The sequence below is a fragment of the Streptomyces sp. NPDC048111 genome, from assembly GCF_043202815.1.
Taxonomy (GTDB): domain Bacteria; phylum Actinomycetota; class Actinomycetes; order Streptomycetales; family Streptomycetaceae; genus Streptomyces.
Map to the genome: position 1 here is coordinate 61,633 of NZ_JBIDBD010000022.1, position 17,473 is coordinate 79,105.

Here is a 17,473-nt window from a genome sequence, read left to right on the forward strand (position 1 = left end):
TCATAACGCACCCTCACAGTGTCCGTGCTCCCGCCATCCACGAGCTCACCGGAGCACTCGACGTAGCTTCCCCCTCGCCCTCCGCCTTCACGCTGACACTGCGAAAGACGAACCCGGACCTCATCTCCGGCCAGTCCCAGCCGCACGAGCCCGCCGGCCCCGGCCCACACTGTCGTCCCCGCAAACAGCACGGCAACCATGCTCCAGGCCACAGTCGCCATGCCCCACCCCTTGGTTGTCATGGAGCCAGCATGGCGCACCACAATCAGGAGGATGTCCCAACAGCTGGGGACGTGAGCTCGACCGGGTCCGGGCAAGGCTGATCTCTACAAGAGCGTGCTGCGTCGAAGCGCATGGCAGGGCCGCGGCAGGGCACCCGTACATCGCTGGGTCGCAGGAGGGCCGGGGAACCTGGGGAGGTCGAACGGCCCTCACTGCTGTTCCGATGCGCCCGCCGCCCCCAGCTGCCGCCCTCGAAGGCGGACCCGAGGGAATCGAGCCGGGCGACGATGGGGCGGACGCGCTTGTCCTCCGGGTCCTGGGCGGCATGCGGCGCGATGGTGACCGTGATCGGGCAGCGGCCCGACTCCGGCGCCTCCCGTTAATCGAATGATCACGGCCGGCTGATCCGACACACTGCTTCGATGTGCCACGATGAGGAAGAGCCTTTGTCCGGAGGCAACGTCAGTGACGGTGTCGTTCGCGTCGGGGACACAGTTCGCCGTCCGGCCGGACCATGGACTCCCGCTGTGCACGCCCTGCTGGCCCATCTGCACGAGGCAGGATTCGACGCTGCGCCTCGCCCTCTCGGCATGGACGACCAGGGGCGCGAGGTCCTGACCTTCATGCCGGGAGATGTGGTCTGGCCCGACCGATTCTCGCTGATGGAACCCGTTCGACAACTGGCCCACGTCGCACGCCTGATCCGGGACTTCCACGACGCCGTGCAGGATTTCACGCCGCCGCCGGAGGCCCAGTGGCAGACGCTGATCCCCGCTGAAGGCATCGACATCATCGCCCACAATGACCTGGCCCCCTGGAACCTGGTGGTCGCGGATGAGGCGCGCTGGGCCTTCATCGACTGGGACACCGCAGGCCCCGGCTCGCGCCTGTGGGATGTCGCGTATGCCATTCACGGGTTCATCCCGCTGTCGCCGGATCCAGACTGGCAGAGCCCGGACGCGGCGAACCGGCTGCGAATCTTCGCCGATGCCTACGGCCTCAGCGAGTCAGAGCGTCGACAATTGGTCCCTATGCTGGGGCGCCGTACGCGCTCCATGCACGACTTCCTGCGCGACCAGGCAGCCCAAGGAGCCCAGCCCTGGTCAAGGTTGCAGACTGAAGGTCACGTAGACGCCTGGCAAAACGACGCCGAATACATCGAGCAGCGCGAAGACCACTGGATGCAGTCCCTGCTCGCGAGCTGAGAATGTTTGCCTGGCTCCTGACGCTGAACGCCCTCTCGAACTGGATCGCTCAGTCGGGCTCGCAGCAACCTTCTCCGATCAGGTACCCCGGCCGAGGTGCACCGAGCAAGACGAGAGTCCGGTTGGAACCATTGCGGCGTCGGAGGCTGCCGGTGCCGGCGGGAGCGCGGCGGGGAAGGGGCCATACCCGGCACGCCGTAGCGCTCATCGCGGTAGGGCGAAGTCGAAGAGCATCGTGTCCTCTGCTGTTGCAGCCGCTGGGAGACAGCCGGCGGCGCACAGCTCAAGCCGTCAACTGTCCGCGAACGGACTGCGCTGACTGTACAGCGAACTACCCCTGAAACGCCGGGAGTTGGTGGGTTCAGGCTGACAACAGCAGGGCGCCCTCATCAGCGCGATCAGCTTCGGCCTCCGGCGCAGCTCCGCGCAGCTGACGCGACAGTCCTGGTTATTGATCACTGCGCACTCGATCCCCCCATCGCCCCGCAGGGCACCCGCGTTGCCCCTGTTGCACCAGCGCGCAGCCGCCAGCCCGCTCCCCCGGGCTCGTTTCCCCGTACGGAACTCCCCCGTACGAAACTCCCCGAGAGGGGGAACCACGCCCTCAGTTCAAGACAGCACGCGATAGGTCACGTGCGTGACCGAGTTCGCTGCTCGCGACTCCACTTGCTCAAGATTCAGTGACGGCACGCCGTCGAACAAGCGCGTGCCGGCACCGAGCGTGAACGGCACGATGTGGAGCCGCAACTCGTCGATCAAGCCGGCGGCGAGGTACTGGTTGACGGTGGTCGCACCCCCATGGATCGACACATTGCGCTCCCCGGCTGCCCCGCGTGCCTGCCGCAGCGCGGATTCGATGCCGTCGGTGACGAAGTGGAACGTGGTGCCGCCGTCCACCGGTTGCGGGTCGCGCGGGTGGTGGGTGAGCACGAAGACCGGTGCGTGATAGGGCGGATTGTTGCCCCACCATCCCTTCCAAGGCCGATCCCATGCGCCGCGCACGGGGCCGAACATGTTGCGCCCCATGATGAAGGCGCCGACCGCCGTCAGCCGGTCGAGTCAGCCTGCCGCTGCTGCGGTGTTTCGAACATCCAGCCGTGCAGTCTGCTGCCCCAGCCATCGCCGGCGTCGTCGCCAAACGGACGCTGCTCGTCTGATTGAGCCCTGCCGAGTACCCGTCAACGGAAATCGAGAGGTCACAGGTCACTTTGCCCACATGTTCGGTCACTGTGCCGTCCTCCTGGTCGCGACCTCTTGTCGCCTTCGTGGTGAGCCGTCCTCATGCACTGCTGGGGTAGACCGTTCCGGGCTCGCAAACTCATCGCTCAGTCGTACTCCTCCCCCTGTTATTGATGATCCGGGGGGCCACCGGGCCAGGCAAAGCCTGGTGGAGGGGCTGCGCGTGATCGGCGCCAACGACATCGACGTCTTCCTTCGCCCTGGACCTTGGCAGGGGCGAACATCACGACGACCGCGCCGACCTCGGCCAGGAAGACCCTCGGCAAGCGGCTGCGCAACAGCGAACCCAAGCTCCGCGAGGTGTGTGTTCACCAAGCTGATCACGACCCACTGCATCGTGCTCGTCGTCGTCGACCAGCCCGCCTCGATCGGCGCCCTGCCTCTGGCCGTAAGGCCACGTGGGCTGCGAGGTCGCCCCTGCTCGCCCAGCGCGAGGACGTCGTCCCGATCCCCAATCCCCGGCACCCGCAACGCCACGCGTCTGCAGGAGAACGTCGGCGCCACCAACGTGGAACTCACCGAGGCCGACCTCGCCCGCATCCGGGAGGTCCTCCTCCAGGGCTCCGCCGGCAGCCGCTACCCGGCCTCGGTGATAGCCGGCTTCCGCACCGACTGACGATCCGTAGTGCGTCCAGGTTCGGCGTCCCGGACAAGCGGTGGCGGCGCGTCCTCGCCGGCTGGCCCCAGGGCCGGGAGGTCACTCCGAGGCGCGGGCCAGCCACAGCGCGCCCATCGCCGACCTGGTCCCCGTCATCCGCCGCCAACCGCGGCATCGCCGACAGGCCGGGCACCCAGCACCCGCGCACCCTTAACCCCTGGCGCCCTCCGGTCGGGGATGACACCGGCGCCGTCCGCTCCTGGGTGCAGGGCTCCGGCTCCCCTCTGCCACCAGCTCCGGCCGGCAGGAGATGGTGGCCGTACCGACCTCGGAACGTCCAAGCTTGAGGGCCGCCGCTCCCGCAGCTGGTCGGAAGGTCCCGACAACAGGTGCTTTCCGAGCGCCCGAGGCCCCTGCGGCCGAACCAGCGGGAGGAAGAGGCGGCTTTCACCATCACGCATACCCGTTACGCCAACAGACGCAGACGCAGACGCAGGGGAGTTTGAAGCTCGCGCGGCCGAACATCTGTCACCTGACCATCACTTGGTCTGCGCACGCCTCGGCGACCTTTACATCCCCAAGGACCTCACGACGGTCCAACTCCCCCCCAAGAAACAGTCGATTTGGACAAGATGGTCGTCTGATTCGCGCTCGCTGGGGACAGGCAAGCAGCTGTAACTGACGGCCGGGACGGATTGATCGCAGCTCAACAGGCTGGTCGGCGACCCTCCCTGCCGGGCCCACACTCCTGCACATTGACACTTTGGGCAGGACAGCCCTATTGCCGGTCGCCGAGGCCCGTCGGAAGTCGACGTGATCAGCCCAGCCGATGCCTCACGAAGTCCGGGTGCGTATCCCCCACTTCGATGGTGTTTTCGTCGAGGCCGTTGCAGATACGGAAGCGACACGCATCGAAAGTGAACTCCACAGCAATGGTGCCATCGGCCAGGTCCAGTCCCGACGGGCGCCATTCGAGCAGGCATACTTCGCGCAGTTCCCGGCCGACGAACGGCTCAAGCCGCTCATCGACGCTGGACCACGCAGGCGTGAACTCCGCCCACTCCCAATCGGTGATGACGGCAGTGGTGTCGATGGTGTTCCAGCCGATCGACAGCTCATCCAACTTCCAGTGGCAGAGATCGACTTGTACACCGTCGAAGTCCAACACAACCGGACAATCAGCGAACCATTCCCCATCCTCAACAAAGCGCACAAGCGCGAACCCGGTCAGGCGCCGCCCGCCCAGTTTCGCCAACCGTGTTCGGTGTTTCTCGCGGACGGCTTCGAGCCCGACGAGGAAGGTAGGCTCGAAGCCGGAGATTCCCATAGTCACAACACCGGATTCTCCAGAACTTTCAGAGGCGCAGCCACTCGTTAACACCACGGCTACAGACGCGCGCTCGACAATACGGTTCCACAGAACGTTCCGGTCGACATGTGACCTACGACGACGCCGCAGCTCCAGGGAAGCGCGAGGCCCGCGAGAACGCCATCCCGGCCGCGGTCGATGCCGGCGCCAAGGGTGTGGGCGGACGCTTGTCCGCATCTCTCTGGTGCCCCCTGACAACGGCAGGCGCCGTTCCTCACCGCATGAGAAAACACGTTGGCCGACTGTCCGAAAGCTGGGAGGATGCGCCTGATTGCCAGGCGGAGGACAGTTGTTCGTTTTCGTATGTGCGGGCTGCGGAGCCGAGTTGACCACCTCGTTGTCTCAGGTCCCCCTGCCAGTCCACGTTCGTCAGAAGTACGGGAACGGGGCACAACTTCCGGTGCTCATGGAGGCTGGGACGTTCGCAGTGGACCCGGAACCCTGGGGAGGGCCGTGGCAGACGTGGGACGAGATCGACCAGGGTGAGGCGGAGGCGCGCGGCATCTACGCGCCGGTCCATGCTCTGTCCGACAACACACCTGGGGACAGTGTCATCGCGCCCGGCGATATCCGTGGCACCCGGCTGATTCCTGAGCAACGCGGCGGTGCGTGCTGCGGTCTCGACGGAGCCGACGGACCCAACATGGCCTGCGAGACATGCGCTCTCCCCGTGGCGACCAGGGTCGACGACTGTTCCCTCTGGCAGACAGTGCGGCTTCACCCGGGCGCCGTGCACCGCGTTCCCGTTGACGGTTTCCGCGCGGCGCCCCTCTCCTGGTCGGAGTTGGCAGAAGAGGAGAAGATGACGCCCCCGATCGAGCCGATCGTCACCTGGGGAGGGCGGATGGGATTGAACCACTACTGGTCGTGGAGCCCGCAGTGGGAGGCGGCAGCCGGCCAGGCGCTCGCTCACCTGCTGGTTGCCTCCCAAGGGCAACCAGTGAAAGTCCCGAGCGGTCTGCCCGCGGACGTCTTCCAACGCCCGCTCGACGCCCTGCTGCCTGCAGGCACCCCGAAGCGGCGCGCCGTCCTAGCAGGACCGGGACAGCCTTCCCCCGACGCGGGCGTCGACATCCTCCTCGTCCCTGTCCATCCCCAGACAGGTACGGCCTGGACCACCCCCATCGGCCCCACCGGCCCCACCGGCTCGGCCTACCTGGTACCCCTGCCCTTGGGGGTGTGGCTGTGGCTGGTCTCGCCCCAGCCCTACTTGCCGGTTCCCGCCTCGGGCCGCACACCCCACGAGGTCCTGCGCGACGATCCGCTTCCTCCGCTCCCCCACCGCCCGTTCCGAGCGGACCGGGGAACGTTCCTGCATACTTTGGCCCGGCTGCCGGCCGTGCGCGACCCGTGGCTGCGCACGATCGTGGAAAACCTCACGCAGAGCACTTTGACCGACCTCTTCTAGCCTCCAGCCGCCATCACTGCCGGCCTGCGCCTGCCCTGGAACCTGGGGGTGGTCGAGGGCCAAGTCAACCGGATCGGGATGCTGAAGCGCCAGGTGTTCGGACACGCCGGCTCTCAACTCCTGCGGCAGAGAAGGCTCTTGCCGTGGCCGGCTAGCCAGCCAGCGAAGGCCAACAGCCGTCTCGCAGCGCGGCAGTTCTACGATCTCAGTTCATGACGACTCCCGACTGCTACACATGCAGCAAGGAAGCGCAGTTCGACGACCTTCCACCACGAGAGCGAGTGGTACACGACCAGCACTGGCGGGTGGCCCACGCCTTCAACACGGCAGTACCGGGCTGGCTGGTGCTACTGCCCCGGCGCCACGTCACAGCGGTTCACGATCTCACCGACGCCGAGGCATCTGCCTTGGGGGTATGGCAGGTCAGGCTCTCCCGAGCTCTGCGCAGCATCACTGGTTGCCCCAAGACGTACGTCGTCCAGTTCGCCGAAGCCGAGGGCTTCGCGCACGTACACTTCCACATCGTTCCGCGCATGACGGATCTGCAGGCAGAGCATCGTGGGCCGGGCATCTTCGACCTGCTTCGGCGACCAGAGCGGGAGTGGGTAACCGCTGACCAGGCAGACCACATGGCCCACTCTCTACGAGCGCAACTCCACGGGCATCCGGGCACTCAGTAACCAGACCACGGAATCTGTGGGCCAGAACCTGACCTCGGCCTCGGGCTTTACGTCTGCCACGCAGCTGTCCTCCGTCACGTCAGGAGGGCACGATCGCTAAAAAGGGCCGGGACCCAGCGGGGTCTACTCAGGACTCCGATCGCGAGTCACGCATACGGCTGCCGCCCGACCGCCTCCTACTCCCACCAGTTCGGCCTCGTGGCCTCGGGTGCCCCGGCGACACCTGTTGAAGCGGCTGAGCGAGTATTTCACGTCCTGGTCAGCAAGTGCAGCGCCGCAGCCGGCCGCAACTTGAGGGTGGAGGGCGCCGCGAAGGTGTACATGAGCGCGCCGATAACCACCGCGTCACCCCTTCCCCAACTTCGCTATCAGGGACGGGCGTTGAGCGAAGGCCCGGGCCTGCACCCCGGTGTGCTCCGCCAGGTCTACCGATCCGGCGCTGTGGGCGTGTGCGGTGATGTGCGGGACCGGCTCGGCGCCTGGGGCCCGGCACTCGCGAGAGTTTTGCCAGCTTGGTCAATCAGCAGCGGCCATCCACCGAAATCGGTGCATTCATGCAGCTCACGGAGCCGTCGGGGCTGTTCAGGAGGCGCGGTGCCGTGGGTTGGTGACGATGAGGGAGACGTTCTGCCCACCGAAGCCGAAGGAATTGCTCAGCACCGCCTCTTGAGGAACGTATCGTCGCTCCGCGACGACATCGAGGGCGATGTCGAGATCGACTCCGGCTGCGGTGAGGTTGCGGGTCGGCGGGATGACACCGTGCTTCACGCTGAGGACGGCAATGAGCGCTTCGATTGCGCCGGCAGCGCCGAAGAGGTGGCCGAGCGCCGCCTTGGGTGCTGTCACGGTGGCGCGGTCGAACGTCTCCCCGATCGCGCGTGCCTCGGCGGCGTCGCCGACCGGAGTCCCGGTGGCGTGGGCGTTGATGTGGCTGATCTGTTCGGGAGCCAAGCCCGCTTGCGCGAGGGCTTTCCGCATGGCCTCGATCTGACCCGAGCCGTCCGGAGCGGGCGCCGTGATGTGGTGAGCGTCGGCGGCGATGCCGGCGCCCGCGAGCACCGCGTGGACGCGCGCGCCCCTGGCGCCGGCGTGTTCGGCGCTTTCGAGCACCATGACAGCGGCGCCTTCGCTGAGGACGAATCCGCTGCGGTCAGTGGCGAACGGTCGGGAGGCTGCGGCGGGTTCGCCCGCGTACCGCGACAGGGCTTGCGCCTGGACGAAGCCGGCGACGGTGATCGGCGTGATCGCGGCCTCGGTCCCGCCCACGATGACCACGTCCGCCTCGCCGGAACGGATGAGCCTGGCACCCAGGGCAATCGCCTCGGCTCCTGAAGAGCACGCCGAGACGGGTGTGTAGGCGCCGGCCCGTGCACCGTATTCGATGCTGATCAGCGCTGCCGCCGCATTGGGCATGAGCATCGGGACCGTGCGCGGCGAGACGCGCCGTGTCCCGGCCGCCTCCAGGGCGTCGTCTTCCCGCAGCAACGTCTGGACGCCGCCGATGCCCGTGCCGATCGCCGATGCGAGCCGGTCCGGGGCCACTTCAGGAGTGCCGGCATCGGCCCAGGCCTCGGCCGCCGCGACGAGCGCCGCCTGCTGCGAGCGGTCGAGCCTCCTGGCCTGTACCGGCGGCAACAGCCCGGCAGGGTCGATCGGCATGGTGCCCGCGAGGGTGTCGAGAAGGCCGGTGTTCTCGTGACCCGGCAGGACGCTGCGGCGGATACCGGACTCGCCGGCAAGCAGGGCGTCCCAGGTGGACTCCACGTTCCCACCGAGCGGGGTGATCGCGCCGAGTCCGGTCACGACGACTTCAGTCGGGTGCATGCCCAGCCTTTCTTGTATGCGATACAAACAGACGAGCCTTGTTGTATCACATACAATCCGGGCGTGGAAAAGAAGCGATCCGAAGCACGATCAACGTCGGCTCGAACGCGGGACCGCGGCCGCGCGACGAGACGCCGGCTGATTGAGGCGACTACACAGCTCGGCAGAGAACGGCCCGGCGCCGACCTGAGCGTCGCGGAGATCGCGCACGCGGCAGGCGTCTTCCCCAACCAGGTCACCTACTACTTCGGCTCCAAGGACTCACTCCTCGTACACGCCGCCTTTCTCGGCCTGCTGCACGACGCCCGGCGGATCGAGCGCATCGGCCGCCAAGCCCCCGACGCGACGACCTTCAGGCGCAATATCGCCCGCGCCGTACTGGCCATGCCCTCACTCCCACCCGTCGCCCGAGCACTCGCCGCCGGGATCTCCAAGCCCGAACTCGCCCCCGTGGTCGACCGACACCTCCAGTTGCTGTTCCGGCAGTCCGAACGCTTCGTGAGCCAGCTCCTGGACAGTCGCGGCTGGAGTACCCGACGACCACTCAGCACGGAGACCAGGACGTTCTGGAGCACCGCGCTCGGCGCAGTGCTGCTGGTCCGCGCCGGAGCACACGGCAGCGTCGCCGACCTCGACCTCGCCGGAGCACTGACCATTCATGACGAACCCGAGGGCGGCCGGCCCAGGCCAGCGGGCCTGTGACGACGACGCGCGCCCCGCTGCGATGGGCGTGGCTCTGGCTCACGACACGGCCGTCACGATGCGCTGATGGACCGGGTGACGAGAAGGCAAGGGGCTCCGAGCCCCGGCCAGGAAGGGCGGGGCTCCGGGCCCCGGCCAGGAAGGGCGGGCGCGGCGCTCGGGCGGGCTACAGCGGATGCTGGTGTGGACGACTACGAGGAAAACCGGTCGCTGCTGAGGCCCACCGCCCCGACAGCGGCCGTAGAACTCCCTGTCAGTGCCGTCTGCCAGATCAGCAGGTGGCCAGAGCTGAGCAACACGGGCCGCACACCACGGCAAGAAGGGCCCGGATCGCATGTCGCAGTCCGGTCCCAACTCGCGTCGGCCCATTCTCCGGGCGTACGGCTCTCGGCAAACCGCGTATGTGCCGCAGCGTTGTGCGCCGATCGCAGTTCAGCAGTTGCGGCAGCGCCGTTGCCGAAACACGGCCTAGCTGCCCAACTCGACCGCGCGGCGCAGGTCGCGGACGTAGGCTTCCGGCTGTTCCCACGCCGCGAAGTGGCCCCCGGCCGGGTGCTCCACGTACTCGCGCACGTTCAGGAACGCTTCCGCATAGCTTCGCGGCTCCGGCTTGATGTCGTCCGCACACACCGACAGCACCGTCGGCGTCTCGATCCGTTCCGGGAGGGTGACCGGTTCGGTGTACGTCGTGAACGAGGTGCCGATCGTGCCTGTGACCCAGTACGCCGTGATCCAGGTCAGCAGCTCGTCGGGGGTGAACGCCGTTGCGCTCGACCAGGACTCCAGCTTCTCGCCGAGCCATGCGGCAAGGCCTGCCGGTGAGTCCCCGAGAGCCACGGCGAGGGTGTTCGGCCGCGTGGACTGCTCGGCAATGTAACCGCCCTCGCTGCGGAACCACTGCGCCGCCCGGCTCAGATACGCCACGGCGTCGGGGGCAAGCGTCGCCGGGTCTGCCGTCAGCGCCCGCTGCGGGGCGACGTTCGTGAGGTGCAGGGCCGCCACCCGGTCCGGATGAAGGCCCGCGAGGATTTCCGCGACCGTACCCCCCACGTCGCCGCCCGACAACGTGTAGCGCGCGTAACCGAGTTCGGCGAGACCGGACGCGACGACCTCCGCGATTCGGCCGGCCGACATCCCGGACTCCATCAGCGGGGCCGCGAAAGGGAAGCCCGGCAGCGCCGGGACCACGACGTGCACGTCGGTGAGCAGCGGCAGGACCCGTTCGAATCGCAGCACCGAATCCGGCCAGCCGTGCAGCAGCACGACGACCGGGGCTCCGGGATCCGCGGACCTCTGGTGGATCACGCGCAGGCCGCTGCCCACCGTGGCCCAGGGAAGCGCGCGGATGCGGCGCTCGTGCACGTCCCAGTCGTAGTCGCCGGCCCAGTGCGCGAGCAGCGCATCGAGCCGGGCGCCTGTGATCCCGCGTGTGCCGTCGGCGCTCCAGGGGGTCGCGACCCGCCGAGTGCGCCGCAGTCGTTCCCGTAGTTCGGCCATCATGTGTACGACCATACACATGCTGTGTATGGTCGTACACATGAGTTCGCGCAACGCCACCGCCACCCGTCAGCGGATCCTCGACCAGGCCCGGCGCCAGTTCGCCCGCCACGGCTACACGGCGATCACCGTCAAGGGCGTGGCCGACGCGGCCGGCGTGTCACCCAACCTCATCACGCGCTACTTCGGCGGCAAGGAAGGCTTGTTCGTCGCGGCGACCCAGGTGGAGATCCCGGTCGAGGACTCTTTCGGCGGCGACCGGTCCGAACTGGGTGCGCGGCTCGCGGCGAGCATCGTCCGGCGCTGGTCCGGCGACCGGGAGGAGGATCCGCTGCTGGTACTGCAACGCGCCTCGGGCGAACGCCCGGAGGCGGCGGAAGCCCTCGCCGCCTTCCTCGACACGAACTCGCTGGAGCCACTGCACCGCTACCTGCGCGACGGCGGGCTCGAAGACGCGGAGGCCCGCCGCCGCGCCGCCGCGATCGACGCCTTCGTGCTCGGCGTCTCGACCCGCTACCGCGTACTGCGCTCCGACCTCGGCAACCCCGCTCAACTCGAAGCCTGGCTCAGCACAGTGATCCAGCACCTCGCCGACGGCTGACCCGGCCACCACCCCGAACAACACAGGGACCGGCCACCCCCGGCACCGCTCGGCGCCCTCGTCCAGCCCCACCAGGCCGACACCGGTAGCCCGGGGCACACCGGAGACAAGCAGCGCACGCCGTCCTAGGATCTCTGCGCCGCGCCCTCAACATTCCGAAACCTGAAGGCGACATGGGCACGCAACACCCAACGCACCCGAGTCCTCCACTGCACAGCTTGCCCAACTCGGCACTTTTCAGGCGCAATTGCTCAGCGTTGCCGTCGCTGGCACCCGGAGAGTTGAGCGTCGACGATGGCAGGGGCCAGAACTGGCAGAGCCGGGTGACTGGTGCCGGTTCACCGTGGCGGGCGTCCGAACGTGTCAGGAAGACCTCCGTCCAGCGGCGGTCCCTCGCCGATCAACCCATCGACTGCGGAGTTGAGCCGCCGGGAAAGACCAGTGAGGGGGCCTGCGCGGTGACCGCGAGACTGCGCAACGAACAGGCCCCCAGGATGGGTCAGCCGTGCTCGGACTTCCGGTAGAGGCTCTGAGCAAAGGTGCCGAGCGCCGTTCCGTAGCTGGTGGTTGCATCGCCGCTGACGTTCACCGCGACGACGGTTCCCGCCGCCGGATCACCCAGGAGATATGGACCCCCACTCGACCCCACCCCCATGTGACACGGTATGCGCATGAGCGCCGTGCCGATCCCCCGCTCGGTGGCGCCCGTGCAATGCAGGACGCGGTCCGTGTACGGGTAGCCAAAGAAGTGGCCGACCGCACCCGGCTGCGCGGTGAACGAGATGGGCTGGACGCCGGCCGCGTCCGCAATGGTCCGCCCGTCGGCGCCGGGATTCATCTCCAGCATTGCAACGTCCCGCCCATCGGTCTCCCAGTCCTCGGCCATCCATACCCGGCGCACCGTGAAGCCACCGTGAGGTCCCGAGCCTCCCTGGTATCCCGGCACGAAGTACAAGTCGCGGTCCCAAGCGGCATTGGGCGCCGTGGAACCCTCGACCGAGGTCCTGACACAGTGCCCGGCGGTGATCACTGTGCGGGCACCGACAACGGTGGCCGTGCAGGCACCGGAGCCACCGTCCACACCCGACGATGCGAAGAGCCGTCCCACCGTCCGGGCTATCGATCCGCCGCCGGTCCACGCCGGCTGGACCAGATGATCTGTCGCGTCCGCGCCCGCCACCTCGGCAATGCCTCCGCCCGTCCAGTAGGCATCGACCGAGCGGCGGTCCGCTTCGGTGACAGCGGCGTCGTGGACCACGGTGGTCACCCGCGCGGGAGCCACCGGACCTGCTCCGCCGTTCCCAGCCATTTTGGCTGACCCGCAACCCGCGACCCCCGACACGGCCACCGCAGCAATGACTGCGGACCTCCACCCGCGCGTGATCCCCATGTCGCTTCCCCCTTGATTCCACTGCCGCCCCCTGGGCCTGTCCGGGCGCGGTGTCCATCCTGGACGCGCCAGGAACCGACTCGCGTGACGGGCCCGATCAACGCCGCGGAGCCTACGACAGCAGACGGCATCGGGCTCCACTGGGGCAGCTGTCGGCCGCTGGTCGCGCGGTCTGCAACGGCTGGGGCGATGGCGGGCCGGCCCGGCTTGCCTGCCGCCCGGCTCTTGGGGAAGGCCCCCTGCCAACGCGGGGCCTTCCAGGTAAACGGCTCGATCAGGACATGGCGGAGGGACGCCGCGGTGGCGGGAGCACGTGCAGCAGCTGCCATATGGGCCGTCCGCCTGCTGCCCACTCGCCCAGGACGCGGCGGTCCACGAGATGAATGTGCTGGGAACGGGCCAGTGGAGCGCACTTGGAGGAGAACCTGCCATTGGTCACCAGGACCACGACGTCCGCGCCGTGCAGCTGTCGGGCCGTGCCGTTGAGAACATGCAGGTCCGGGGTCCCCACAGCACTGCCTCGGTCCCCGTCGCGGAGATGCTTGCACTGGATCACCCAGCGCCGGCCCGCCGGGTCGGTGGCTTTCACGTCGGCGCCGTTGTCCCCGGCCCCGCCGACTTGACGGGCGTCGGCGCAGCCGTCCCGGCGCATCAGGTCCCGCACCGCGTGCTCGAACTCCCGGTGGTGCAGCGCGTCCAGCTGGGACATGGCATAGCGCAGGCCCTGGGTCCTTGCCTGCTCCCAGTGCGCGCGCCGGCCGCGCTGGTACAGCCAGGCCCCGCATGCGACCACGGCCGTGACCAGTCCGGTGAGGACGACCCACCAGTGCGCAGCCAGCCACCGCACCACCGCCAGGACGAGCCCCAGGACCGCCGCCGTGACGAGAGCGAACACGAGCAGCTGCGCGTCCTGATGCTGCTGGCGGCGAGAGCGCCTGCGTGCCGGGGCACGGCGACGGCCAGGTCGCCGCACCGGGGGCTGCCGCCGCGTGGCCGGGCGGCGGCTCACCAGGCCCTGCCCGTGTCCCACGGGACCGGATAGGTCACGGGCCTCTGCGTCCTCTGGGTTTCCTGCCGCAGCGTGTCCCAGGCGGGCCACCTGATCGGATACACCGCGCTGCCCTCTGTCCCGCGCGGCGCGCCAGCCGCGGGCGAGACACCGATCGCCGGCGTCGGCGTGGCTGAGCCGGCGTGCATGCCGAAACTGATGATCAGGACTACGACCACCAGCAGCAGAACCCCGCCGCCCGACGTCCCCGCAAGGTCCGGTAATCGGCGTACGTGCCCTCGAACCTCCGTACCATCCGCTTTCATGTATGGCCTTACCCATGTTGTTCTCATGGGCCCCTCCCCTTCATGGCCGGAGCGCTCCCCGCGCAACCACCTATGAAAGCAGAGCTCACTGACAGCACGTCAGACAGAGATCACAGATAGTGATCTTGTGTGGGTCGCGATCATCAGGCGATCACGGCCGTAGGGGCTCGGTGAGTGCCTGCTGTCGGTGGCGTAAGGCATCCTCCCGCGCCCCACCGCGACCGGGGCGCTTTGTTGCGGGCAGGACGGCCCCGCCGGTCATTCGGTCCACGACCGGGAAATCAGCAGGGTGTCCTGCAACTCCGCCCCCGAGAGCGGCTGCTGGTGACCACGTCAGGCACGCGCGTTCCGAACCGCGGCCTGCTCGTGCCCGAGGATCTGCGCGAGCACGTCCGCGGCATCGCAGCCCGTACACGCCATCGCTCCAGGACGTACGGGCGTGCGAAGGGCCGCTCCGTGTCCACCCTCGCGGCCGTGGCAGGACGCGAAACAGCACCGTGCCGAGTGCACCATCACAGCGCCCGGACACCTTGAGCGAAGGGCCGCGGCAGGACTGAGCGCGAGCCTGCTCGACACGGCTGACGCATCGTCGGGCACGTATGCCGGTTCGGGGACGAGGCCGATCATCCGCTGACCCACGGAATCGATCCTGCCCGGGAGGACACACCGGTACGGATCGAGCATGGTGATCGATAGAGACTTCCGCGATTCCGGCACGGACATTCCCGGAATACTCGACGAGGCCGCCCGCCAGGGCATGCCCGTGTTCGCGCCGGTGGTCGCTGTGAGGTACGGCCGGCTCACGTCATGTTCGCCCTGGAGGTCGAGCACGTCCTGCGGCGCTCGACTCGCGGCGGACCGAGGCACCCGCCGTACCGGGCGATCGAGGAGTTGCCCAGCAAAGCGAGGGACACCTCAGCACGATGGTGTGTCAGCTGCTGTCCTACGACGACTTCGGTTCCCTGGGCGGGGTTCCGGTCAGTGCCGCGCCCAATGCGGTAGGTGCGTAGTACACCGTCCGGCCCACACGGTAACGAGTAATCAGGTGTGCGTCATGGAGCGCGGTGAGGTGCCCGGAGACGGTGGCGGGGCTCAGGCTGAGGTTCCGGGCCAAGGTGCTGGTCGAAGCGGGTTTGTGCAGGCTGATCAGCACCCTGGCGCGGGTGCGTCCGATGAGGCGCTGGAGGCTCAGTGGAGCTGAGGGGCGGGGTGAGGACTGCCAAAGGTCACCGACTCCGCGCGCCGGGTAGATCAGGGTGGGCTGCCAGGGCGCTTCGACCACCACGGTGAGCGCCGGCCAGACGAAAGCGCTCGGCAGGAGCAGGAGTCCTTGCCCTCCCAGCGGGTGTCGGGTCTGGCGAGGATCCGCGATGTGGAGTGCGCCGCGTTCGTGCCAGGTGAGAGTGGGGTGCAAATCGGTGAGCATGCGGTGGAGCCCGCCCTCGGCCAGTTGACGGGACCTGACGGCGATGTCGGCATCGAGCAGGTCCCGGAGTTGGGGCCACTTCGGGGCGATGAGCCAGTTCCAGCAGGTACGGATCAGGGTGACGAGCCGAGCGAGGGTGCGGGCGGGGTCCGCCAGGAGGAGGTCGGCCACTTCGGGGAGCGGAGGCGTCTTTCGTTCGGGCCCGTGGAGACAGCGGTGGAGTTCTTCCGTCACATGGGTGAGGGGGGTGTCCGCGACCCGGGCCAGTTCGTCCTCGATCTCTGCGAGCGGACCGGTCGGCGGCGGGGTCAAGAAATCCGGCGTGTACCCGGAACGTGGGAGGAGGGCCAGGAGGGGGGAGAGTTGTTTCTCGTCGAGTTCGGGGCGGAGCCTCCTCAGCCAGGGCAGATGATAGGCCTGGCGGCGGGGGTCGGTCAGGGTGCGTACGGCGGCGACGGTCTCCCACAGTGGGGACAGCGCGAAGCGGCATCTCAGCAGGTCCGCTGTCTCCACGAGTAACTGCACCGCCATGACCGCACCTTGTCTCTCACGGCCGCAACGGACCGGTGGATTCGACTATTTGCGAATCCATTGAATCGCGGTCGCTACGGTCTGGATGCTGCCTTCCATGTCTCAGCACAGCTCCCGCGTCCCTGGGCAGAGCGATGCCGCCGCCCCTTCCGCTTCCAGCGCCGCGCCCGCGACATACCGTTCGGTCCTGGCCGTGCGCGAGTTCCGCGTGATCTTTCTCTCGCAGGTCATCGCGACTCTGGGCAATGTCATCGCACAGATCACCCTGTCGATCATGGTGTACCAGCAGACTCAGTCCCCACTGCTGTCCTCGCTCACGTTCGCGCTGGGCTTCGCTCCCTACGTCTTCGGGGCGACGCTGCTGTCGGCCGTGGCTGACCGGCATCCCGCTCGGAACGTCATGGTGGCCTGCCAGGCGACCAGTTGCGTGGTGGTCGCCGTCATGGCGTTGCCCGGCACTCCCCTTCCCGTCCTGCTCGGCCTGCTGCTGGTACTGGGCACCGTCGCCCCGGTGTTCCAGGGGGCCCGCGCGGCGAGCCTGCCGGACCTGCTTTCCGGCTCGGGGTACGCGCTCGGCCGGTCCTTGCTACGGCTCGTCTCACAGAGCACCCAGATCATCGGCTTCGCGATCGGCGGACTGCTGCTCCTCGTGATGACCGCCTCGCAAGCCCTGCTCGCGGCGGCGGCGGGATTCTGTCTGGCGGTCCTGCTCCTGCGGTTCGGTACCCGTCGTCGGCCGGCCCGCGAGCCGGAGGGCGGCGCGCACGGTTCGGTGGCTCGTGCGTCCTTGTCGGGCGTACGGCAGGTGCTGGCGGTACCCGGGCTCCGTCCGCTGCTGCTGCTGACCTGGTTGCCACCGGCCTTCGCCGTCGCCCCTGAGGCTCTGGCCTCTCCATACGCGGACGGGCTCGGCGGCGGCTCGGCTGCCGTGGGGCTGCTGCTGTGCGCCGCACCGGCGGGCTCGGTGGTTGGTGAGTTGCTGGCCGGCACCTTGTGCACCGCACGAACTCGGGTCCGGATGGTGCTGCCGACCGCCGTGCTGATGTTCCTCCCGCTGCTCGGGTTCGCGTTCCACCCCGGCCTGTGGGCATCAGTGGCTCTGCTCACGGTGTGCGGATTCGGCTTCACCTATGCCATGGGACTGGATCAGCGGGTCCTCGACGTAACCCCCGAGGCACTGCGCGGACGGGCGCTGACCATCACGCTGGCGGGTCTGATGATCGGGCAAGGTCTGGGGTTTGCCGCCGCCGGCGCGGTCGCGGAGTTCCTGCCGCCCCACGTCGTCATCGCGATGGTGGGTCTCCTCGGCCTGCTGACCCTGGCGTGGTGCGGGGTGTCGATGCGCCCTCGCAAGGACGGGCGGGCAACCCGGCTGTCCGCGGCGGATCAGGCAGCGTAGGCAGCACCGCAAGCTCGGCGGACAGACATGTCCCGGCCGAGCCCGCTACCGGCGTCGGAGCGATCAGC

Annotated in this window: 13 protein-coding genes and 1 pseudogene; 7 read left to right on the forward strand and 7 right to left on the reverse strand. The window is 68.4% G+C overall.

Annotation, left to right across the window (positions count from 1 at the left end; all coding sequences use genetic code 11):
- Nucleotides 1-644: 644 nt before the first annotated feature.
- Complete coding sequence (locus ACGF3I_RS26995; RefSeq protein ID WP_393136327.1) at nucleotides 645-1,427, forward strand: phosphotransferase enzyme family protein; 783 nt, start codon at nucleotides 645-647, stop codon at nucleotides 1,425-1,427.
- A gap of 609 nt (nucleotides 1,428-2,036) precedes the next feature.
- Here ACGF3I_RS26995 and ACGF3I_RS27000 read toward each other — a convergent pair.
- Nucleotides 2,037-2,655 (reverse strand): annotated as a pseudogene (locus ACGF3I_RS27000) (dihydrofolate reductase family protein).
- A 315-nt stretch (nucleotides 2,656-2,970) separates the two neighbouring features.
- On the opposite strand from ACGF3I_RS27000, the gene ACGF3I_RS27005 reads away from it, so the two are divergent.
- Nucleotides 2,971-3,282 carry a hypothetical protein gene (locus tag ACGF3I_RS27005; RefSeq protein WP_393136329.1) on the forward strand — a complete coding sequence of 104 codons (312 nt, stop codon included), beginning with the start codon at nucleotides 2,971-2,973 and terminating at the stop codon, nucleotides 3,280-3,282.
- 799 nt (nucleotides 3,283-4,081) lie between these two features.
- On the opposite strand, the gene ACGF3I_RS27010 is transcribed toward ACGF3I_RS27005, so the two are convergent.
- A complete protein-coding gene (locus ACGF3I_RS27010) occupies nucleotides 4,082-4,591 on the reverse strand; it encodes a hypothetical protein (RefSeq protein ID WP_393136386.1) in 510 nt (169 codons plus the stop codon).
- A 331-nt stretch (nucleotides 4,592-4,922) separates the two neighbouring features.
- Here ACGF3I_RS27010 and ACGF3I_RS27015 point away from each other — a divergent pair, with 331 nt between their 5' ends.
- Nucleotides 4,923-6,041, forward strand: a complete 1,119-nt coding sequence (locus ACGF3I_RS27015; protein WP_393136331.1) for a hypothetical protein — start codon at nucleotides 4,923-4,925, stop codon at nucleotides 6,039-6,041.
- A gap of 212 nt (nucleotides 6,042-6,253) precedes the next feature.
- Complete coding sequence (locus ACGF3I_RS27020; RefSeq protein ID WP_393136333.1) at nucleotides 6,254-6,721, forward strand: HIT family protein; 468 nt, start codon at nucleotides 6,254-6,256, stop codon at nucleotides 6,719-6,721.
- Between the two features lie 582 nt (nucleotides 6,722-7,303).
- Here ACGF3I_RS27020 and ACGF3I_RS27025 read toward each other — a convergent pair.
- A complete protein-coding gene (locus ACGF3I_RS27025) occupies nucleotides 7,304-8,545 on the reverse strand; it encodes a beta-ketoacyl-[acyl-carrier-protein] synthase family protein (RefSeq protein WP_393136335.1) in 1,242 nt (413 codons plus the stop codon).
- Between the two features lie 63 nt (nucleotides 8,546-8,608).
- Here ACGF3I_RS27025 and ACGF3I_RS27030 point away from each other — a divergent pair, with 63 nt between their 5' ends.
- The gene (locus ACGF3I_RS27030) at nucleotides 8,609-9,247 is read left to right on the forward strand and encodes a TetR/AcrR family transcriptional regulator C-terminal domain-containing protein (RefSeq protein WP_393136337.1); all 639 of its coding nucleotides are present in this window, start codon (nucleotides 8,609-8,611) and stop codon (nucleotides 9,245-9,247) included.
- A 468-nt stretch (nucleotides 9,248-9,715) separates the two neighbouring features.
- Here the strand turns inward: ACGF3I_RS27030 and ACGF3I_RS27035 are convergent, their stop codons facing one another.
- Nucleotides 9,716-10,765, reverse strand: coding sequence for an epoxide hydrolase family protein (locus ACGF3I_RS27035; protein ID WP_393136339.1), 1,050 nt, complete (start codon nucleotides 10,763-10,765; stop codon nucleotides 9,716-9,718).
- Between the two features lie 19 nt (nucleotides 10,766-10,784).
- Here ACGF3I_RS27035 and ACGF3I_RS27040 point away from each other — a divergent pair, with 19 nt between their 5' ends.
- Nucleotides 10,785-11,345: a TetR/AcrR family transcriptional regulator gene (locus ACGF3I_RS27040; protein WP_393136341.1), complete on the forward strand. Its 561-nt coding sequence runs from the start codon at nucleotides 10,785-10,787 to the stop codon at nucleotides 11,343-11,345.
- Between the two features lie 499 nt (nucleotides 11,346-11,844).
- Here the strand turns inward: ACGF3I_RS27040 and ACGF3I_RS27045 are convergent, their stop codons facing one another.
- The 3 genes from ACGF3I_RS27045 to ACGF3I_RS27055 form a co-directional block, all read right to left on the reverse strand.
- On the reverse strand, nucleotides 11,845-12,612 hold the full coding sequence (locus tag ACGF3I_RS27045) for a trypsin-like serine peptidase (protein ID WP_393136343.1): 768 nt from the start codon (nucleotides 12,610-12,612) through the stop codon (nucleotides 11,845-11,847).
- A 397-nt stretch (nucleotides 12,613-13,009) separates the two neighbouring features.
- The gene (locus tag ACGF3I_RS27050; RefSeq protein ID WP_393136388.1) at nucleotides 13,010-13,747 is read right to left on the reverse strand and encodes a restriction endonuclease; all 738 of its coding nucleotides are present in this window, start codon (nucleotides 13,745-13,747) and stop codon (nucleotides 13,010-13,012) included.
- 1,245 nt (nucleotides 13,748-14,992) lie between these two features.
- Nucleotides 14,993-16,006, reverse strand: coding sequence for a DUF5937 family protein (locus tag ACGF3I_RS27055; protein WP_393136345.1), 1,014 nt, complete (start codon nucleotides 16,004-16,006; stop codon nucleotides 14,993-14,995).
- A 193-nt stretch (nucleotides 16,007-16,199) separates the two neighbouring features.
- Between ACGF3I_RS27055 and ACGF3I_RS27060 the strand changes: the two genes are divergently transcribed.
- A complete protein-coding gene (locus ACGF3I_RS27060; protein WP_393136347.1) occupies nucleotides 16,200-17,405 on the forward strand; it encodes an MFS transporter in 1,206 nt (401 codons plus the stop codon).
- Nucleotides 17,406-17,473: the final 68 nt, after the last annotated feature.

Excerpts from the sequence above, each read along its gene's own strand:
- ACGF3I_RS27025 (WP_393136335.1), bottom strand. The coding sequence starts at position 8,545 with ATGCACCCGACTGAAGTCGTCGTGACCGGACTCGGCGCGATCACCCCG.
- ACGF3I_RS27035 (WP_393136339.1), bottom strand. The coding sequence starts at position 10,765 with ATGTGTATGGTCGTACACATGATGGCCGAACTACGGGAACGACTGCGG.
- ACGF3I_RS27020 (WP_393136333.1), top strand. The coding sequence starts at position 6,254 with ATGACGACTCCCGACTGCTACACATGCAGCAAGGAAGCGCAGTTCGAC.
- ACGF3I_RS26995 (WP_393136327.1), top strand. The coding sequence starts at position 645 with ATGTGCCACGATGAGGAAGAGCCTTTGTCCGGAGGCAACGTCAGTGAC.
- ACGF3I_RS27010 (WP_393136386.1), bottom strand. The coding sequence starts at position 4,591 with ATGGGAATCTCCGGCTTCGAGCCTACCTTCCTCGTCGGGCTCGAAGCC.
- ACGF3I_RS27055 (WP_393136345.1), bottom strand. The coding sequence starts at position 16,006 with ATGGCGGTGCAGTTACTCGTGGAGACAGCGGACCTGCTGAGATGCCGC.
- ACGF3I_RS27040 (WP_393136341.1), top strand. The coding sequence starts at position 10,785 with ATGAGTTCGCGCAACGCCACCGCCACCCGTCAGCGGATCCTCGACCAG.